Source organism: uncultured Veillonella sp., assembly GCF_963522475.1.
Classification (GTDB): domain Bacteria; phylum Bacillota; class Negativicutes; order Veillonellales; family Veillonellaceae; genus Veillonella.
Map to the genome: position 1 here is coordinate 68,188 of NZ_CAUQYW010000005.1, position 14,079 is coordinate 82,266.

A 14,079-nucleotide genomic window follows, 5' to 3' on the forward strand; every position below is an offset into this window, starting at 1 on the left:
CATATTTAATTGATAGGCTGGCATAACTTATCTATTAAGACACTCCAATTAGCTATCATACTGATTTAGGCATATAAGATATATCAATAAAAGGCATAGTATAAACATTACTATTGGGTTTACACCAATGAAGATGTATACTATGCCTTTTTATATGCCTATGAAAGTATATTCATGAAATAAACTTCATGATATTCATGCTTAATACTTTCGAAAAAATCATATATGATATATAATTTAATCATAGATTGTTACTTGTGTGTGATTAAAAAAGAGAGGGTCACTTAAATGAGCAAAAAAATGTTGTTACCGGTAGGTGTAGTAGTTTTAATTATTGGCATTGTTATCTTACTATTAAATCCAGATCCTGCTACAACAAATTTGGAAATTGCAAGAAATGCTACTAATGCACGAGAGGCAGCTAAAGCGATTTCTTCCAATAATCAAACTTATGCGTGGATGTATTCCATCGGTATGTTCTGTAGCGGTTTTGGTTTGTCCTTAACAATCGGCGGCATACTTGTAAAAATCCTTAAAAAAGATTAATAAACCATACGAATGCTGAGGCCATGCTATGATTACATCATGACAGAATTTAGGCAGAGTAAAGGCAAAATGGAAGTAGAGTAAAAGCAGAATAAAAGCAAAATAAAAGGTTATACTAATATGTGTATCATTATTAGTATAGCCTTTTTTTGCCCCATACATATTTTTAGATACCTTAAAACGTGATATAATGAATTTTAATAGGGCCTAGAGGGTAGAGGCTTTTGGAGGTTAGTATGAGTAGCATAGCGCATTTATTTGTGGCTGGTGGATTTGTTATGTATCCGCTAGTAATTTTTTTGCTCTTTGCGTTGATGATTGGCATTGAGCGCATCGTTTTATATCGTAAGTTTACAAAGGACTTGCGTCGCTTTAATAAGGCATTAGAAAAGAATCAAAGCTGGGTTATGTTGCCGAGTGTATTGGAACGTGACACATTGGAGCTAGGTTCTTTGTTTGCTCGTGCCATTCGTAGCGCTAAGAACTACAATAGCTTGGAAAATCGTTTGCAAGATATCGTATCCTATGCAGATGAACGCTTAAAACGCGGCCTTAGCTGGCTTAGTATGATTGTAACAATGGCTCCATTATTGGGCCTGTTGGGGACTGTGCTTGGTATGATTCGCGCCTTTGCTGTCGTAGGCGGCGATATTGGTGCTCCTACTATCATTACTGGTGGTGTATCCGAAGCCTTAGTAGCAACGGCGACAGGCTTGACGGTAGCTATCATTGCTCTTGGCTTTCACAGTTACTGTGCGGCTAAGGTGAACGATTCTATTGCTACATTAGAGCATGAATGTGGAAATATCCTCGATGCATATAACGAGGACCATGATCTATGAGACGACGCACATTAGGGGTTAAAAAAGAACCGACAATTATGATTATCCCTATGATTGATATCGTATTCTTTTTACTGGTATTTTTCATGGTGGGTACGCTGTATATGAACACAGAGCAGCAAATTCCGCTTAATTTACCATCTGCATCGACATCTACGGCAAAATCTATCGAGCCTATTACGATTACCTTAACCACAACACATACGTTGTATATTGATAATCAAGAGATTTCTTCGGAACGTTTGGCAGAAGAAGTGCGGTCTATCGTTAAACAAGCACCGCGACAAGCCTTTGTTATCCGTGCATCTAAAGATGTATATTACAGCGAGGTTATTGCTCTGTTAGATATGCTCAAGGTAAATGGCGCTAAATATATTAGTGTCGCAACGGAACGGAAGTGATTCTATGTTTGAATCGCATTATCTGAAACCGTTTATTGTGTCCTTGGGAATTACGACGATACTTATCTCTGGAATGGGGCTTTCTTTACGAGGTATGACAGGAACTGGTGCAGCTAATGATGCGGCTGAAATCAGTTTTGACTTGCCTGACGATAGTGAAAGTAGTGTAGAGGTGGCGGAACAAACTCCAAAACCTGAGGAGAAGGTGGCGCCAGTAGAAGCTGCGCCGGAAAGTGCAGCGCCAAAACCTCAACCTCAGTCACAAACTATACAGGAAGACGTGAAGCCCGATGATAGTGAACAAACTAAAACAATAGACGCTAATACTAACACACCAGAGCCACGAAGAGAATGGACTGTTCCTAAAGCAATCGAATCTGAAGCCACTGGTGGCGAACAGGCTGTAGTAGCTCATGAGAAACAATCAAAGCCTAAAGAACAACCTATAGGTAAGGATATTACATTAGACCCCAATGCAAATGGTAATGGTCGTACAGAATCGGCTGATTTGTCATTCTTATCGGATCTTGCATGGAGTTTATTGACCCCAGGTCAGCAAGAGTTGTTGCGCCAACCTGCGATTAATCCGAGTGCATATTTGCGCCGTGTACAAGAACAGGGGGCTGCGTCATCTGTAACAGGTACTGTTACGGTGAAGGTGAATTTTGGTGAAGATGGACATGTTATCGTTGCTCAAAATACACCGCGTATAGTCGTTGATGGCGTACCGCCTGATGTTATGGAAGAAGCATTGCGCATTGTTAAAACCAGTGGTAGCATTGTTAACAACTCTGGACGCATACAAACCTTAACCATTCCTGTCGTTATGGGACAATAAAGAGGCATATCACATACAATTGTATGTAAGATATGCCTCTTTTAGTTTTGTATTATTTTGTATTATTAGTTATTTGTAGAGTATTCTGTATTGTTTCTAGCTTATTAGTTGTAGGCTATTAATCCTGATTGGTAAGCATAGTTTTTGTAGAATTAAACACCGCAAGGTATACGATGGCACCACCGATAAATAATGTGACTTGCATAGATGCACTAAACTGATTGACACGCCATAAAGCAAAGGCGTAAAAGAACATAGTCACTAGCATGATAAGAAATGCAATAATAACGCGTACATTTGTGTTAACCACTAAGGAGGTAGTAATGCGAGACTTGTTGAGTAAGACATACATTAAGGATACGATAATATCTGCTGTAAAAATAGAGAATACATAATTGAGATCAAATTCTCCAAATAATACTATCGCCAATCCAATAAAGCTGAGTCCAAAGAATAAGCGTAATAGAATACCTATAGTGTTAGATTCGTTGCGCTGTGCACGACGCTCTTTGCGATTTAAATTTGCCATGAAAGCCTCCCTAATTTTCATAGTAGATTTGGTCTGTATGTTTATTATATATCACAATGTAGAGCTATGATACAGTATTAGTGAATTTATTTAGTACCTATCCAAAAATGATCAAAAGAGTTCAGTGTATCGATGAAAGTATAGAAGTGTACGATCTGCAAGAGAGCTTTATGTATAATAGACTATTAAAAATAGGCATTATAAATACGAACAATTAGTGAAATTAATATAATTATCATTCGGGAAACTTGGCTTCATTCATTGAATGGAGCTTTTACATATGGTACAATTATCGTATAGAAAATCTAGCTTTTATCATGCAAAGGAGACATCATGATACCACGTTATACACGAGAAGAAATGGGCCATATTTGGAGTGAACGCAACGAGTTCGACACAATGTTATTAGTAGAAACATTGGCATCCGAGGCGCAAGCTGAGTTGGGCGTTATCCCTAAAGAAGCGGCTAAAGCCATTCGTGAAAAGGGCAATTTCGACGTTGAACGCATTCATGAAATCGAAAAGGAAACAAACCACGATATCATTTCCTTCGTAACAGCAGTGGGCGAATACGTAGGCCCTGAAGCGGCTAAATACATCCACCTTGGCCTTACATCCACTGACGTTAAAGATACAGCGCTTGGTTATATGATGAAACAAGCATGCGATATCTTGATTGAAGATTTGAAACGTTTGCACGAAGTATTGCGTCGTCGCGCAGCTGAGTTCAAATATACACCTATGATTGGTCGTACTCACGGTATTCACGGCGAACCTACTACATTTGGCTTGAAATTAGCATTGTGGATGACCGAAGTAGAACGCGACATCGAACGCATGGAACATGCTCGTAAAAGCGTAGCTGTTGGTAAATTGTCCGGTGCTGTTGGTACATATTCCAACATCGATCCATTCGTAGAACAATATGTATGCGAAAAATTAGGTCTTGAACCTGTTAAAATCGCTACACAAGTCGTACAACGTGATCGTCACGCTGAATTGTTGTCCACTATCGCTGTTGTAGGCGGTACATTGGACAAAATCGCTTTGGAAATCCGTCATTTGCAACGTACTGAAGTGCGCGAAGCGGAAGAATATTTCAGCCCTAAACAAAAGGGTTCCTCTGCAATGCCTCATAAACGTAATCCTATTACATGTGAAAGAATCTGCGGCATGGCTCGTTTGCTTCGTGGCTATGCTCAATCTGCTTACGAAGACCAAGCGTTGTGGCATGAACGTGATATTTCCCACAGCTCTGTAGAACGTGTCATCTTACCAGATGCAACAATTGCATTGAACTACATGCTTCATTTAACAATCTGCACTATCGATAAATTGTTGGTATATCCTGAAACAATGCTTAAAAACCTTAACCTTACAGGTGGTCTTGTATTTAGCCAAACAATTTTAACTCACCTTGTAGACAAAGGTGCAGTACGTGACGAAGCATATCGTTGGGTTCAAAAATATGCTATGGAACGTTGGCTTGAAGGTAAAGATTTCGCCACAGGTCTTAAATCTGATGAAAATATCAAGAAATATATGACTGCTGAAGAAATTGATGCATGCTTCGATCCACATAAATTGTTGAAACATGTTGATACGATTATGGCTCGCTTTGGCCTATAATTGTAGGGTGATTCCCACATAACATATGAAAGATTAGGGTAGGTATAGACCAACAGCCTATGGTACATGCATTAGGAGTTGGCTGTGCCTACCTATTTTTTATTTAGGAGGTTATATGAAACGTATCATACGCGAATACGGACCACCTATTTTTCATTGTATTAATGACTTTGGACAAGGTTCTTTAGCGGCACTTATACCGTTTTTTATCGCTAATTTTGGGCTTAATTATTATCAATCGGCTTCTATTATTTTCTGTAACACCGTGGTAGCTTCTGTAGCGCAGCCTGTTTTGGGGTATGTGGCGGATCGTTGGCGCGTGCCTTGGTTCATTCCGGTAGGATTTTCCATAACATTAGTCTCCATTAGTGCTATTGCATTGGCTACGAGCTATGAAATGATACTTGCTCTATCGCTCATTGCAGGTCTTGGGGCTGCATTGTTCCATCCTGAGGCGGCGCTTCTCGTAAATCGCATGCAATCTCATGAACTGGGTAATGCCATGGGGCGCTTTGCGGTAGGTGGTAGCGCTGGCTTTGCATTGGGGCCCCTCCTTGCTGGGGGCGTTTATGTCTTTGGGGGACAATTTCTTTGGCTATTTACCGTTATTGCTTTGCTCGGTGTATTGCTATATCTCTATGCCTTTACGGGCGAGGCTGATACGACTAATGCTGGTGAAAGTAAAAGCTCTGCTATATCTACTCATACGGGTACGAATGATTGGGCTAGCTTTGGTAAGCTATTCTTTGTAATTGCTTCACGATCCATATTGTTCTCTGTACTATCTATCTTTATTCCTATCCTGTACATTACCGTTATAAACGGTGAAGCCAGTGCCTCTAGCTTGGCTCTCACTATGTACTTTGCGATGGGCGCAGTCCTTACCTATATGGGTGGGGATTTATCTGATAAATTAGGCTTCCTTAAAACGGTACGCTTAGGTAATCTTATCTTCTTGCCATCTGTTTTAGTGTTTATATTTGTACCTAATATATGGGGCTTCTTCGGTGCCATGATACCGATGGCTTTTGGTGTATTCTCACAATACGGACCGATTACCGTACTAGGCCAAAAATATCTTGCTAAAAATGCAGGTTTCGCGTCAGGAATTACCTTAGGACTTGGTATTACTTTAGGTGGCCTTGTAGCGCCTTATATTGGACACTTGGCAGATATCTATGATGTACAAACCGCTTTGATAACACTGATACCTGTAGGCTTGATGGGGCTCTTAATGAGCTTCTGGCTAAAGGAACCAAAATAACATCTTTAAAGACTTTACAGAAAATCACTCATGCATTTGAAAAGAAACTAAAGATTGAATTTGTATAAATACTTTCACAGAATCCGAACATTGTTGTATAATGTTAGTGAATTATTTAGACTTTCACATGGAGGATATAGATATGGCAACAAGTATGGTTATCGGCACTCAATGGGGTGACGAGGGTAAAGGTAAGATCGTTGACTGGATTGCGGAACGTGCGGATGTTGTAGTGCGCAGTCAAGGTGGTAATAACGCAGGTCATACTGTTGTGGTAGATGACAAAGCATTTGCTCTTCGCCTTTTACCAAGTGGCATTTTGTATGATAACAAGCAAAATATTGTTGGTACTGGTGTTGTAATCGACCCTAAAGTATTGTTACAAGAAATTGAAGGTCTTGAAAAACAAGGTAAATCTGCAAAATCCCTTCATATTTCTGATCGCGCGCATGTTATTATGCCATATCATATCGCTTTAGATAATGCAGAGGAAGCATCCAAAGGTGATGCTAAAATCGGTACTACTAAAAACGGTATCGGCCCTTGCTATGCTGATAAAATTAATCGTATCGGTATTCGTATTTGCGATTTGTATGACTTGGAAACATTTAAACAAAAATTAGCATACAATGTAGAATTCAAAAATAAAATGCTTACTAAGGTTTATGATGCAGAACCTGTTAACTATGATGAAATCTTAGCGGATTACATCAAATATGCTGAAGCATTGAAACCATATGTAACAGACACTAATATTGCTGTTCTTAAAGCTATTAAAGAGGATAAAAAAGTGTTGTTTGAAGGGGCTCAAGCCACTATGCTTGACCTTGATCATGGTACATATCCATTTGTAACATCTTCTCATCCAATCGCTGGTGGTGCTTCTACAGGTGCTGGCATTGGACCTAATTACTTGAAAAATATCTTCGGCGTAGTAAAGGCTTATGCAACACGCGTTGGTGCAGGTCCATTCCCTACTGAACTTCTTGACGAAACTGGCGATAACCTTCGTGAACTTGGTCATGAGTTTGGTACTGTAACTGGTCGCCCTCGTCGTTGTGGTTGGTTAGATCTTATGGTTGTAAAATATGCTGCAGGCCTTAACAGCTTAGATTATCTCGCTATCACTCGTTTGGATATTCTTGATACTTTCAAAGAATTGAAAATCTGTGTAGGCTATAAATTGAATGGTAAAGAGGTAGAGGGCTTCCCAGCTAACTTGAAAGATCTTGAAGCATGTGAAGCTGTTTACGAAACATTACCAGGTTGGGAAACTGATATTTCCGGTATCCGTGAGTACGATAAATTACCTGAAAATGCTCGTAAATATGTTGAACGTATTGCGGAAGTAACAGGTGTACCTTTGGGTATTGTATCTGTAGGCCCTAACCGTAATCAAACTATTGATTTAGTGAATGTATTCTAAGTTATACGGATTTGGTATAGTATTATTTATAGAAAAGAGACTGTGATTTATCATTATAAATTGCTAGATTTCTTTACTATACAATCGGTTTATAGAATTATACATATAAGACCCCTCAATGAGGGGTCTTTTGTATTGAAAGTAGTTAGTGAGCAAAATAGTGTGATTTATAGGGTGCCCCTTTAAACTGCTAATACAGTGCGCTATATCGAAGTATGCTGTAAGGTCATTATAGATTTAATATATCGAAGAATTTATGTAAAAAGATTTTGTGAAATTATTATATATACATTTTGGTGTATAACTAAATAAATCTATGAGATGAAAATTTATTTAAAATATTCATACCAAATAGCCTATAATGTGCTGAAATTAGTTTATAATATGGTAAAAATTACCCATATATGCTTATTTTGTATTCATAATAAATTATTAAGATACAAATATAAAGAAAAAAATAGATTTACATTAAGAAATAGTATATAATAGTATCCATAAGTAGATTGACATTTTTTGATACGGATCTGAGGAGTTAAAGATATGGTTGAAGTTTCTTATGAACGTTTGGCTACAATTTTTAAGGCATTAAGCGATGAAACAAGATTACACATCATCGACATGTTGTCTTGTAATGAATTATGTGCAGCTGATATTTTAGCTAGCTTCAATTTATCCCAATCTACGTTAAGTTACCACATGAAAATCTTAATTGATGCAGGTGTAGTTAACTCTCAACGTAATGGTTTATGGACTCGTTATTCTATTAATGAAGCAACATTTGGCGACATTTTAGAAATCATTCCTCAATTATATAAATCTAAGGATGAATGTATTTGTGCACAAATCAAATACTGTCGTATTTCTGATCACGAAAAAGAAGCGTAGCAATGAGACGTTGGATTATGCATGTTGATATGGATGCATTCTTCGCGTCCATTGAACAACTGGATCATCCAGAATATAAAGGCCACCCCGTTATCGTGGGTGGTCTTTCTTCACGTGGCGTTGTTGCTACCGCATCTTATGAGGCTCGAAAATTTGGTGTTCATTCGGCCATGCCCATCTCGAGGGCCAAAAAGCTTTGTCCCGATGGTATCTACGTATATCCGCGCATGGATCGTTACAAAGAGGTATCTCATCAGATTTTCTCTATTATGAAGGAATTTACTCCTTATATTGAGCCTTTATCTATCGACGAAGCCTTTCTTGAAGTGAGCGGTATGTCTACTATGTATAGCGGGCCTAAAGCGCTAGGACGTGCTATTAAAGACCGTGTGTATGAAGAAACAGGCCTTATTATTTCTGCCGGTTTGGCACCTAATAAATTCCTTGCTAAATTAGCTTCAGATTTAGATAAACCGGATGGGCTGGTAGTGATTCCCTATGGGCGTGAAAAAGAAATCTTAGCTCCACTGCCGATTAAACGTATTTGGGGTGTTGGGCCTCATACGGAAAAACGATTGAAATCAGGGGGCTTTCACTTGATGCGTCATATTCAAGAATTGACTGATGAAAGCAGTTTGATTCCTCTTGTGGGTAATCAGGCACGACGTATATGGGAACTAGCAAATGGTATTGATGAAAGGTCTATAGAGACAGATCGTAAAATACAATCCATTGGAGCTGAAGAAACCTATGAAGAGGACCTTATCAGTGGCAGTGCTATTGAATTAGAATTTAGATACTTTGCTAATCGTTTATCAAAACGGTTACGAAAACGTAATCTTTTGGGACAAACTGTATCAATAAAGGTGAGGTATGATGACTTCACTACAGTGTCGAGACAAAAGCGTTTAGATACGCCTTCAGACCATGAACATGTCTTTTATGAAACAGCTCTAATTTTGTGGAATAAGCTCATGCAAGATAAGATGAGCAAACAGCCTAAAGGTACAAAGAAAGATGTGGAAGTACTGGGGACTACTACAAAGGTAAAGTCTACACATTTTCAACCTAGTAGTTTTAAACATAATAGTTTTGATGGAATCACTTTTACGAATCCTCCAGGTCCTATACGTTTATTAGGCCTTACTATTAGTGGATTAGATGAAGAAGTACCTATGCAAGATAGCCTTTTTGAATCTCCTCAGAATGAAACGGAAAATAAGCTGGCTGGTGTACTGGATTCCTTAGAGTCTAAGTTTGGTGAAACTGCTATTATGAGCGGGGCTCTATGGCAGCGCTTTCACGGCGATAATGGGACGCGTAGGAAACGGTCGGAACTAAAGGCCTCAGTGGATGCACAATCTACAAAAGAGGATGTATAATCCACTAGAATAGATTTAGTTTAGGATGTAGATGAATAGGCTATATAATAGGATGGACAGTGCTATAAAATAGACTTATAAACTTTATATTGAATACTTTCGCTAATGTAATTATTCGTGTTACAATATGGATATAGTGTTTAGAAAATTACCGCAAGAGAGGTATAGATATGAGTTTATTTCGTGTAGCCATCCATTATGGCATCAACAGCAATGGTTTCTTATCTTATGATACAGAAGCAAAAACAGTGTCCGTAGAGTTACCAGAGCAAGAGTGGATCGATAAAGTACTCGCTTACTTAAACGATGAACACGCTATTGAGCATGCTACTAGTATTGATACGTACGAACGCTTGAATGTTAAACCTTTGGAATCTTTGGATAATCTTAAATTAGCTTTAACACGTATGTGGGACGCTATCGACGTACAAGTCGACTGGAGCCGTCCAGCGTAAACAGAACGACATAAATAAAATGCACCTTGTATCCTATTATCGTAGGAACAAGGTGTTTTTTATTTGTCTTATTTTAGTAGATCCTTATGCAGTAGATTAACCTAGTTAATCATAAGAGAGAGTGACCCACTAGTCAGATATGATAAATTGATTCTCGATTTCGTATTATAAATGATAACATGTATACACGATTTATACAGAATTAGGATTGTTTTGTTTGAAAATATATGATAAGCTAAAAATAGATTAGCGGATAATGATTATCCGTTATTGACTGTCTTCTAATAATCATTATTTTATTAAGATAACATGATGTAATGAATTACGTGAAGAAAACCATTGTTATATTTTTATTTCTAAGTAGGAGTTTATAACATGAGTGATGAAAAGAAATTAACAACAGCCTTTGGTGCTCCTGTACCAGATAATCGTAACTCTGCAACAGCAGGAAAACGTGGTCCTGTATTGATGCAAGATGTTTGGTTAATGGAAAAGTTAGGTCATTTTGCGCGTGAAGTAATCCCAGAACGCCGCATGCATGCTAAAGGATCCGGCGCATTTGGTACTTTCACAGTAACAAATGACATTACAAAATATACAAAAGCAAAACTTTTCTCTGAAGTGGGCAAGCAAACACCATTATTTGTACGTTTCTCTACAGTTGCTGGCGAACGTGGTGCCGCTGATGCAGAGCGCGATATTCGTGGCTTTGCTGTAAAATTCTATACAGAAGAAGGTAACTGGGACCTTGTAGGTAACAACACACCTGTATTCTTCATCCGTGACCCATTGCAATTCCCTGATTTAAACCGCGCTGTAAAACGTAATCCTAAGACAAATCTTCGCGATGCGACAGCAAACTGGGATTTCTGGACTAGCTTGCCAGAAGCAATCCACCAAGTAACAATCGTAATGAGTGACCGTGGTATTCCTAAATCCTACCGCACAATGCATGGGTTTGGTAGCCATACATATAGCTTGATTGATGAAAACGATCAACGAGTATGGGTTAAATTCCACTGGGTTTGCCAACAACCGATTGAAAACCTTTCTGATGCTGAGGCGGCTGAGCTTGTGGCAAATGATCGTGAAAGTCACCAACGAGATCTATTTGATGCTATCGAACGCGGTGATTTCCCTAAATGGAAACTATGTATCCAAGTAATGACAGAAGAACAAGCTAACAACATGCCGTACAACCCATTCGATTTAACAAAAGTATGGTACCACGATGAATTCCCATTGATCGAAGTCGGTGTCATGGAGCTTAATCGCAACCCTGAAAACTACTTCCAAGATGTAGAGCAAGCTGCATTTGCACCGTCTACTATCGTTCCTGGCATATCATTCTCTCCTGACAGAATGCTTCAAGGTCGTTTGTTCTCCTATGCGGATGCTCAACGTTATCGCCTTGGTGCTAATTACCATCAAATTCCTGTTAATGCGCCTAAATGCCCTGTAAATAGCTACCATCGTGATGGACAAGGCCGTGTAGATGGTAACCATGGATCTACTATTGGCTATGTACCTAATAGCTTTGGTGAATGGGCTGAACAACCGGAATTTAAAAATCCTGGTCTAGATGTATCTGGTGCAGCATACCAATACGATTTCTATGAAGACGATTCCGATTTCTACACACAACCAGGCAAATTGTTCCGTCTTATGAGCCCTGAAAAACAACAAATTTTATTTGAAAATACAGCTGCAGCTATGGATGGCGTGCCTGAATTTATCAAAGAACGCCATGCAAAACACTGCTACCAATGTGATCCTGCATATGGTGAAGGCGTAGCTAAAGCTTTGGGCATGAACATCGACTTTAGCGATGTAAAATAAACCAACCAATCTCTCAAACTAATAAATCCCTTATAAAACTCTCTCGTATTTACATAAATAGTTCTATAAACTAATACAAAAAGAATCCCTTAAACTTGCATATATAATTCTTATATATTTATGTAAATAAATTCCCAAAAGAGCCTATACAATTGCCTAAATCAAATCGATTTAAGGTATGTGTATAGGCTTTTTTGCTTTTAGCAATATATAAATACAAAGAGGACTTTAGTATAATTATGTAGAATTACATTGTGTATTGGATGTATACAGAGAGCAAATGTGGTTAGGAGGTAATTATGAAACGTAGTAGTTTGGTAAGGTATGTAGCAGTGGCTTGCCTTGGCGGTAGTCTTTGTATTGGTTCAGTAGTACAAGCAGATTCTTCGATGGCAGTGAAAGCAAATAGTGTAGTCCCTACATCAATAGTAACGCAAGCTCAATCGACTCAATCTGTTAATATTACAGCGGCTCAGACGACTGTAGCTAATAATGAAGGTGCAGATGATGTGGCAGCACAAGCAGCACTCAAGCAAAAACAACAGTATCAAGCTGAAACAGAAACGATGGGATTATTATGGATGCGCACCTCTGCGGAGTACAGAGCATTAGCATATCAAGGGTATAATGTGGCAATGAATGCCGTTAAGATGGCTGTTACTGATCCATCTCATCAAAGAAAACCTTTAGCTATCGTTCTTGATGCAGACGAAACGGTGGTAGACAATACAAAATTGATGGGTGATAGCATTGCTAACGGCAATGGTCGATTCGATGCACCTTGGTGGCGTCAAGCTGTGCATCAAGGTAAATCACAAGCTATGCCAGGTGCTGCTGAATTCCTGAACGAAGTACATAAACAAGGTGTAGAAATCTTCTATGTTTCAAACCGTTACGCACCTGTAAATCTTGATGTAACGATACAGAACTTTAAAGAACTAGGATTCCCATCTGTCGATAAAGACCATGTACTACTATTCGAAAAAGACTCTGATAAACAACCTCGCTTTGATATGATTGCTAAAAAATATTATGTCGTTGTATACATGGGCGATAACGCTGGTGATTTTCCAATCGGCACAAAAGGCAAGACCCTAGCCGAACGAAATGCTATCATTGACACTCATAAAGAGGATTTTGGTACTACCTTTGTAGTATTTCCGAATCCTGCTTACGGATCTTGGGTAAGTGCATTAGCAAAAGGTTACCAAAACCTAAGCCCTGAAGAACAAAAACGAGTAAATAACCAATACCTACAAAAATAAGGATGTCTTGCGTATACTTTATTAAAAACGATATAATAAAGTATACATGCGTCTATAGCTCAGTAGGATAGAGCAGCAGTTTCCTAAACTGCGTGTCACTGGTTCGATTCCGGTTAGGCGCACCAGTATAAATGCAGTAGGCATAAGGCTTTTAATGGCCTTATGCCTTTTAGCTTTTATGAAAATATTGGTATTATGCTAGCAAAAAGGGGCTGACTAGCATAAATAGAAGATCAGAATCAATACATTGTTATATGGAACGAACAGAAATTAATTGCTGTATACTGTAGAGAAATTTTATAACTGGTATGCTGTATAGATATAACGCATCTATACAATAAAAGTATATTTATTTAGTGAATAAAATAATTTTATATTTGTAGAAAAACAACTATAATATGCTATTTATTTAAGAAATTATCTTGTGTTTTCATGATTAACGTGCTATTCTTTTTTTATGGGTACATACCATCGTTTATACTTTGTTGAGTATGCGCTTTGCATATATTTACATGTTGTGATTTCGTATGTTTTAAATCTTGTATGTTTTATAATACAAATATTGATTTTACATATTAAGGCTATAAGTATTTACGTTATGTATTTGCTTTATTTTGTATATATATTATAAAATGCCTAACTGGTTTGGTTAGGCATTTTCTTTATTGTAGACGAAACAGGTATTTGCTACCTAACGATAGAGTTATAGGTCGTAACAGTTTCTATAGAAAGAAAATTTTATCTAGTAGCGTAATATCTATATTAAAATCTAAAGGTA

General features: G+C 38.1%; 13 protein-coding genes and 1 tRNA gene. 13 read left to right on the plus strand and 1 reads right to left on the minus strand.

Going from position 1 to position 14,079, the window contains the following annotated elements:
* The first annotated feature begins 288 nt into the window (after positions 1 to 288).
* The 4 genes from RWP19_RS04330 to RWP19_RS04345 all read left to right on the plus strand — a co-directional run bounded on the left by RWP19_RS04330 (position 289) and on the right by RWP19_RS04345 (position 2,627).
* Positions 289 to 546 (plus strand): hypothetical protein, encoded by a 258-nt coding sequence (locus RWP19_RS04330; RefSeq protein ID WP_314356603.1) that lies wholly within the window; start codon positions 289 to 291, stop codon positions 544 to 546.
* 236 nt (positions 547 to 782) lie between these two features.
* Positions 783 to 1,388, plus strand: a complete 606-nt coding sequence (locus tag RWP19_RS04335) for a MotA/TolQ/ExbB proton channel family protein (RefSeq protein WP_295209852.1) — start codon at positions 783 to 785, stop codon at positions 1,386 to 1,388.
* The gene (locus RWP19_RS04340; protein ID WP_005385002.1) at positions 1,385 to 1,789 is read left to right on the plus strand and encodes a biopolymer transporter ExbD; all 405 of its coding nucleotides are present in this window, start codon (positions 1,385 to 1,387) and stop codon (positions 1,787 to 1,789) included. The genes RWP19_RS04335 and RWP19_RS04340 overlap by 4 nt, the downstream gene beginning before the upstream one ends.
* Before the next feature lie 4 nt (positions 1,790 to 1,793).
* Entirely contained in the window at positions 1,794 to 2,627 is an 834-nt protein-coding gene (locus RWP19_RS04345) for a hypothetical protein (protein ID WP_314356604.1), read from the plus strand.
* Between the two features lie 118 nt (positions 2,628 to 2,745).
* On the opposite strand, the gene RWP19_RS04350 is transcribed toward RWP19_RS04345, so the two are convergent.
* A complete protein-coding gene (locus RWP19_RS04350; RefSeq protein ID WP_295209856.1) occupies positions 2,746 to 3,156 on the minus strand; it encodes a CAAX protease in 411 nt (136 codons plus the stop codon).
* A gap of 333 nt (positions 3,157 to 3,489) precedes the next feature.
* On the opposite strand from RWP19_RS04350, the gene purB reads away from it, so the two are divergent.
* The 9 genes from purB to RWP19_RS04395 all read left to right on the plus strand — a co-directional run bounded on the left by purB (position 3,490) and on the right by RWP19_RS04395 (position 13,426).
* Positions 3,490 to 4,785 (plus strand): adenylosuccinate lyase, encoded by a 1,296-nt coding sequence (gene purB / locus RWP19_RS04355; protein WP_314356605.1) that lies wholly within the window; start codon positions 3,490 to 3,492, stop codon positions 4,783 to 4,785.
* A gap of 115 nt (positions 4,786 to 4,900) precedes the next feature.
* On the plus strand, positions 4,901 to 6,049 hold the full coding sequence (locus tag RWP19_RS04360) for an MFS transporter (RefSeq protein WP_314356606.1): 1,149 nt from the start codon (positions 4,901 to 4,903) through the stop codon (positions 6,047 to 6,049).
* 142 nt (positions 6,050 to 6,191) lie between these two features.
* A complete protein-coding gene (locus RWP19_RS04365; RefSeq protein WP_295209859.1) occupies positions 6,192 to 7,475 on the plus strand; it encodes an adenylosuccinate synthase in 1,284 nt (427 codons plus the stop codon).
* A 540-nt stretch (positions 7,476 to 8,015) separates the two neighbouring features.
* Positions 8,016 to 8,360 carry a helix-turn-helix transcriptional regulator gene (locus RWP19_RS04370; RefSeq protein ID WP_295209861.1) on the plus strand — a complete coding sequence of 115 codons (345 nt, stop codon included), beginning with the start codon at positions 8,016 to 8,018 and terminating at the stop codon, positions 8,358 to 8,360.
* 2 nt (positions 8,361 to 8,362) lie between these two features.
* Positions 8,363 to 9,742 (plus strand): DNA polymerase IV, encoded by a 1,380-nt coding sequence (gene dinB, locus RWP19_RS04375; RefSeq protein WP_314356607.1) that lies wholly within the window; start codon positions 8,363 to 8,365, stop codon positions 9,740 to 9,742.
* Between the two features lie 170 nt (positions 9,743 to 9,912).
* Positions 9,913 to 10,197 carry a hypothetical protein gene (locus RWP19_RS04380; RefSeq protein WP_314356608.1) on the plus strand — a complete coding sequence of 95 codons (285 nt, stop codon included), beginning with the start codon at positions 9,913 to 9,915 and terminating at the stop codon, positions 10,195 to 10,197.
* A 375-nt stretch (positions 10,198 to 10,572) separates the two neighbouring features.
* Positions 10,573 to 12,036, plus strand: coding sequence for a catalase (locus RWP19_RS04385; RefSeq protein WP_314356609.1), 1,464 nt, complete (start codon positions 10,573 to 10,575; stop codon positions 12,034 to 12,036).
* Positions 12,037 to 12,335: 299 nt separating this feature from the next.
* Complete coding sequence (locus RWP19_RS04390; protein WP_314356610.1) at positions 12,336 to 13,301, plus strand: 5'-nucleotidase, lipoprotein e(P4) family; 966 nt, start codon at positions 12,336 to 12,338, stop codon at positions 13,299 to 13,301.
* A 48-nt stretch (positions 13,302 to 13,349) separates the two neighbouring features.
* Positions 13,350 to 13,426 (plus strand) — tRNA-Arg (locus tag RWP19_RS04395).
* Positions 13,427 to 14,079: the final 653 nt, after the last annotated feature.